Origin of the sequence: Chitinophaga sp. Ak27 (genome assembly GCF_012726295.1) — a bacterium.
Lineage (GTDB): Bacteria > Bacteroidota > Bacteroidia > Chitinophagales > Chitinophagaceae > Chitinophaga.
The window spans coordinates 199,928-206,542 of the sequence record NZ_JABAOB010000009.1 but is presented as its reverse complement, the minus strand read 5'-3'; the positions used below and the strand labels follow the sequence as shown (position 1 = coordinate 206,542).

General features: G+C 50.3%; 1 protein-coding gene. It reads right to left on the bottom strand.

Translation table 11 applies throughout. The features are described 5' to 3' along the window. Window position 1 precedes the first annotated feature (1 nt). Entirely contained in the window at window positions 2-6,592 is a 6,591-nt protein-coding gene (locus HGH90_RS26120; RefSeq protein ID WP_169192230.1) for a non-ribosomal peptide synthetase, read from the bottom strand. Window positions 6,593-6,615 lie beyond the last annotated feature (23 nt).

Sequence of the window (6,615 nt, the reverse complement as noted above, 5' to 3'; positions counted from 1 at the left end):
GTTATAGAATAATTTTTTTCTGTTTAGAAGTGGGGGTAACAGCCACCATTTTATTTATGTCGATATACTTGGCTAAGGCAGCAATCGTTGTCAGCTGAAAGAAAGTCCGCACCGATACCTGCATACCAAATTCCTCGTGAACCGTGGCCGCAAGGCGCATGATCAACAGGGAATGCATGCCAATTTCAAAGAGGTTATCGTATATGCTTACCCGTTCTATTTCCAGCAGCCTGGCACAGATAGCTGCCAGTTTTCCCTCCAGCTCATTGGTGGGAGCTACATATAAACCGGCTGACACGGTAGCTATCGTAGATTCCGGCAACGCTTTCCTGTCGATCTTTCCATTGGCGGAAAGCGGCATTTCCGCTAATACTACCCACTGCGCCGGTACCATATATTCCGGGAGTTTTGTTTTCAGGTATCCCAGCAGTTCATCTTTATCAAAATTTTCCCGTCCTACTACATAAGCTACCAGCTGCAGTTGTTGGTGCTGGTCTGCTTTCGTCATCACCACTACCTGTTTGATCATCCCGCTTTTTTCTATCACCCTTTCAATTTCACCTGGTTCTATGCGGTAGCCACGAATCTTCACCTGGTTGTCGATTCTTCCCAGGTGCATGATGGTGCCGTCTGGCAGCCATTTACCCAGGTCGCCCGTACGGTACATTCGTACGGTATTATTTTCACTAAACGGATCTTTCACAAATTTTTCTGCCGTTAATTCTGGCCTGTTAAGATAACCGCGCCCTACACCTATACCGGATACACAGATCTCCCCCGCAACGCCGATGGGACATAGCTGTTGGGAGGCGTCCAGTATATGTATATGCAGGTTTTGTATGGGCTTGCCGAGAGGTACATTGCTATGCCCGGGCGTTTCATACATAAAATGATGCGTAATATCATCCGACGCTTCCGTAGGGCCATAGGCATTCACTACCGGAATAGTGCGATAGTCCTTATGTTGGAACCATTCCGCCAGCAGCGGCCTGGGAACTGTTTCGCCGGTTACCAGCAGGTATTGTAGTTGCGGGAGAGATGTCCCTTTTACGGTAGCCAATATCGCGGAGAGATAGGAAGGAACTACCTCGAGGATCGTTATCTTATCCGCTTTTACGGCCTGCATAAGCGAGGTGGGTTGTAAAATGGTATCTGTGGGGTAAATAACGGTATGGCCACCGCATAACAAGGCGGCAAACATCTGCCATACGGAAATATCGAAAGTGAAGGCAGCGGTAAAAGCCACGATGGAAGCGGCGTCCATCTTAAGGTCATTTACTTTGGCCAACAGGTGATTTAGCATACCGGCATGTTCTATCATAGCGCCCTTAGGCAGCCCGGTAGAACCGGAAGTATAAATCACATAGGCCAGTTGCGAAGGCGCCGGCAATGTGGGTAAAGTAGTAACCGGGTATCCGCTGATGACTGCCTGTTCCTCATCCAGGGAAATAATGCGCACACGGCTGGCCTTCTCCAGCGTTTGTTTGCCGGTGCTGCTGCTGATAACCCATTGGGCTTTACAATCGTTCAGCATATACGTCATCCGCTCTTCCGGGTATCCTGGATCTACGGGCAAATAAGCGCCACCGGCTTTCATAATAGCCAGTATCGCGATGACCATGTCCGGTGAGCGGTCTAAGCAAACAGGTACCAGCGAGGTATTGTCTACCCCCACTTCCTGCAGGTAATGCGCCAGTTGATTGGAGCGCTCCTCCAGGGAAGCATACGTAAGCACCTGGCGGTCCATTACCAGCGCGGGCGCCGCAGGCGTACGCCGCGCCTGCAGGCCAAACTGGTCAATGAATGTGCTATTATGAGGAAAATCTACAGTCGTATTATTAAAGGTCACCAGCTGTTGATGCCGCTCGGCTTCGGTCAGCAATGGTAATGTATTAATGCGTGTATCCGGCTGCGTGATAACGGTGGTAAGCAGCTGCCTGAAATGCGTTATCAGCTGTGTAATGGTAGCTTCCGCGAAAACATCGGTCACATATTCCACGTAGCCGGTAAGTCCTTCAGGGCCGTCTTCCATAGACACCACTAGGTCAAACTGGGCGGTGTTGTACTTTACCTCTTCCCGGGTAACCGTCAACGCGCCCAATTGCAGTTGTTCCACTGCCGGCGTATTCTGTAATTCAAACAACACCTGGAATAGCGGTGTTCTGCTTAAGTCGCGCTCCGCGTTCACGGCCTCTACTACTTTTTCAAAAGGCACCTCCTGGTGATCATAGGCGGCCAGCGTGGTTTGCTTTACCTGTTGTAACAAAGTAAGGAAAGAAGGATGCTGGCTCAGATCACTGCGCAGCGCCAGGGTGTTGACAAAGAAGCCAATTATGCCGGCAACTTCTTCCTGTGTTCTGCCGGCAATAGAAGAACCCACGCAAATATCTTCCTGGCCACTGTAGCGGTAAAGTAATACTTTAAATGTCGCTAGCAGGGTCATAAAAAGCGTAACATCCTGTTGCAGGGAAAACTGCTGCAGCTGCTGTGACAAACCGCGATCCAGGGTAAACTGCTTCACGGCGCCCCGGGTGCTTTGAATGGCCGGCCTGGAGAAATCGGCCGGAAGCTGCAATACTTCCACGCCTTGCAGTTGCTGCTCCCAGTAGGATAACTGCTTACGCAGCCGGTCACTATCGGCGATGCTGCGTTGCCAAACGGCATAGTCTGCAAACTGGAGATGTAGCGGTTCCAACATGGCAGACCGCTTTTCTATATAAGCATTGTATAATTCAGCCATGTCATTTACCAGTAAGGTAACGGACCAGCCATCGGAAGAAATATGATGCAGGGTGATCAGCAGTATATGTTCATCTGCCGACAGGCGGATTAAATCAGCCCGTAACATATAATCCCGGGCCAGGTCAAATGGGGCATTTACCAGGTCGATCAAATGGGCCTGTAGTTGTTCCTGTGTGCTGTATTTTTCGTCCTGGATCAGCGTAAGCTGCCAGTCATCGGCCGGCAGCAATTCCTGGTAAGGCACGCCATGCTCCTGCCGGATTACCGTACGCAGTGCTTCATGCCGGTTCACTATGGCATGCAGCGCATGAGATAAACCGCTTTCGTCCAGTGTTCCCTTTAACCGGATGGCCAATGGTACATGGTAGGCCACAGTGCCATTCATCTGGTCGATAAACCATAAACGCTCCTGGCTAAATGCCAACGGTATCCGGAACGGCCGCGTACCGGCAGTAATCGCGGGTAAGCTTGCGGCTTTTTCTTTACCAGCCAGGTATTCCGCCATGCCTGCGATGGTAGGATACTGGAAGAAACGGGTAACACTTAATTCTATCTGCAGGGCGCTACGGATAGCGGTCACCACCCGCGATGCCAGCAAAGAGTGCCCTCCCAGTTCAAAGAAATTAGCGTGGGTGCTGATCTCCTTTCTCTGTAAAAATCTTTCCCATATACTTAATAGTTGCTGTTCTGTTTCATTGGCGGGAGCCACGTATACCGCCGTTTCCCCGCTATCTCCTTCCAGCGCCCGGAGGGCTTTCCGGTCTGCTTTTCCATTGGCTGTAAGTGGCATTTTCTCCAGGGACACCAGCTGCGCCGGTATCATATATGCGGGCAGCCTGTTTTTCAGGTAATCGGTCAGCGCGGCTTTATCAAAATCGCCTTGTGGTACCAGGTATGCCACCAGGTATTTATCGCCGGTTGTTTTCACCTGCATTAATACCACCGCCTGTTTTATATTCGGGTGTTGCAGTAATATGCTTTCTATTTCGCCGGGTTCAATACGGTGACCATGTATTTTCACCTGGTCGTCTATCCGGCCCAGATAGGCCATAGCGCCATCTGGCAGCCATCGCGCCAGGTCGCCGGTACGGTATAACCTGGCATCAGGCCTATCACTGAATGGATCAGGTACAAATTTTTGGGCAGTTAATACTGGCTGATTCAGGTATCCGAGGGATACGCCGTCGCCTCCCACATATAGCTCGCCTGGCACGCCTGCCGGCAGCAATTGTCCTTCGGCGCTGAGGATGTAAGCGGTACGGTTACCCAGTGGCCGGCCAATGGGAATGCTTTTCCCAGGTTCCACTGCCCTTATATTCCAGGTGAGCGAAAAGGTAGTATTTTCCGTAGGGCCGTAACCGTTAATAACAGCCGTAGCAGGATATGCTGCCTGGAATCGCTGGATATGTTCTTCCGATAACTTCTCCCCTCCTACCATCAACGCATTCAATCCCTCAAACAGGGCGATATCATCATCTACCAGCTGGTTAAACCAGCTGGCAGTAAACCACATTTTATTCACGCCCTGCTGGCGGATCTCCAGCTTCAGCAACTGGTTGTCCAGCAATCGCTGTTCGGGGCATAATACCAGCTGTCCGCCGTTCAGCAACATGCCCCAATATTCAATGGTAGTAGCATCGAAAGAAGGAGAACCGGTAGATAATAATACATCTGCCGCACTAAATTCCAGGAAGTTGCCCCCCCTGGCCAGGCTGGTAACATTGCGATGGGTAACCATCACTCCTTTGGGCTGTCCGGTAGAACCGGAAGTATAAATAATATAGGCAAGCGATCCGGGATTGATGGACGTCACAAGCGTTGGTATTGGCGTAGCGCCGAGCAGTTCCATCATTTCATCTACGCACAACATTTCCATAGCAGGCACCTCCTGACGCAGCATTGGCAACTGGGCGCTGTTGGTCAATATCAGGGCAGACCGGGTATCTTCCAGCATATACCGGATACGATCGCTGGGATAGGCAGGGTCAACAGGCACATAAGCGCCACCGGCTTTTAGTATCGCCAATATGCCCACTATCAGTTGTACGGAACGCTCCATACAGATGGGCACCATCGTATCTTCCTTTACGCCTTTGCTACGCAGGTACCAGGCCAGCTTGTCTGCCTGCTCCTGCAGCTGCCGGTAAGTAAGTTGCGTATCGCAAAAAACAAGTGCTACGGCATCCGGCGTCAATACCACCTGTTCGTCGAACAACGCCGTGATTGTTTTATCTGCCGGATAGGGAAAGTCCGTAGCATTGAAACTAAGCAGCAACTGCTCCTTTTCGCCGTTGCTCAGCATGTCCAGCGAGCTTATTGCCTCCGTAGGATTTTTGACGATGGCCGCCAGCAAGGTTTCATAATGCGAAAACATTTTCCGGATGGTGCTTTCCGTAAACAGGTCCGTACTATATTCCAGGTAAATACTGATTCCCCCGGGACGTTCTTCTGCAATCCAGGTAAGATCAAACAGGCTGGCGTTACGGATCATAGGTTCTTCGGTAATAACCACCTCGTCTATACGTAACGCCGGTATGGCCGGTACATTTTGTAATACAAATATGGATTGAAACAATGGATTCCTGTTCATATCCCGTTCTTTCACTACTGCTTCTACTACTTTTTCAAAAGGCGCATCTTCATATTCGTAGGCATCCAGTAAAGTATTTTTAACGCGCTGCAATAGGGATAAAAAAGAAGGATGCCCGCCCAGGTCGGTGCGCAATGCCAGGGTATTGACAAAAAAGCCGATGAGCGGCTCCAGTTCTGTACGCATCCTTCCGGCTACGGCGCCGCCTACGCATATATCATCTTGTCTGCTGTAGCGGTGCAGCAATACTTTAAACGCCGCCAGCAATACCATATACAGTGTTGCGTCTTCCTGTTGTGCCAGTTGCCGCAACGAAGCAGCCAATGTATTTTCTATATTAAATACTAAAAAGGCGCCCTTATTGCTGCTGGTAGCAGGACGTTCAAAGTCGGCCGGAATTTCAGCTACCGCTACATCCGTGAGTTTACTTTTCCAGTGAGCGATCTTCTGTTCCATTACGGCTCCGGCCAGGTAGTTACGCTGCCATACCGCGTAGTCGGCATATTGAATATCCAGCGGGGTATAAAGCGGATCGCGCTTTTCTGTAAAGGCACGGTAGCCTTCCATCAGCTCACTGATCAGGATAGCGGAAGACCATCCATCTGCGGCGATATGGTGCATCGTCAGCACCAGTATGTATTCCTTTTTGGTGAGCGTAACCAGCTGGGCCCGTAACATATAATCCCATGCCAGATCAAATGGTTTGTTGATCAGGGTGGCAATACGGGTCCGTAAAGCGGCAGCATCTTCTGCGTAGTCTGCGCCGTTTATCCTTTCCAACTTCCAGTTTTCGCCGGAAGCCACTTCCTGCCAGGTGCCGTCCTGATCAGCCTTGATGACGGTTCGCAATATTTCATGGCGTTGTATAATGTTGCGCAGCGCATGTTCCAGGGCCGCAATATTGAGCGTGCCTGTTAATCGTAATATGGCAGGTACATGGTACTGCACAGAGCCCTGCATGGCATCAATAAACCACAAACGTTCCTGGCTAAACGACAGCGGTATACGGGCGCCGGCACGCCGTTCCGCTGCCCGGATTTTTTCCGTAACAAACGTAACGGCGGTGGTATCTGCCGACGCTTTAAAGTAAGCCACCAGCTGTGCTTTATTTATCTTCAGGGTTTGCAGAAAAGATGGTGCAAATTGTTTTTGCTGGTCCGTTTTCAGTAACAGCTCTTCTCCATCAAGGGAGAGGCTTATTCCCAGATCCTGCGCTTGTTCCAATATCAGTACTACCTCCGACAAATTAAAACCTGGCATATGTTTAATAAGTTAAATGATGA

Excerpts from the sequence above, each read along its gene's own strand:
- HGH90_RS26120 (WP_169192230.1), bottom strand. The coding sequence starts at position 6,592 with ATGCCAGGTTTTAATTTGTCGGAGGTAGTACTGATATTGGAACAAGCG.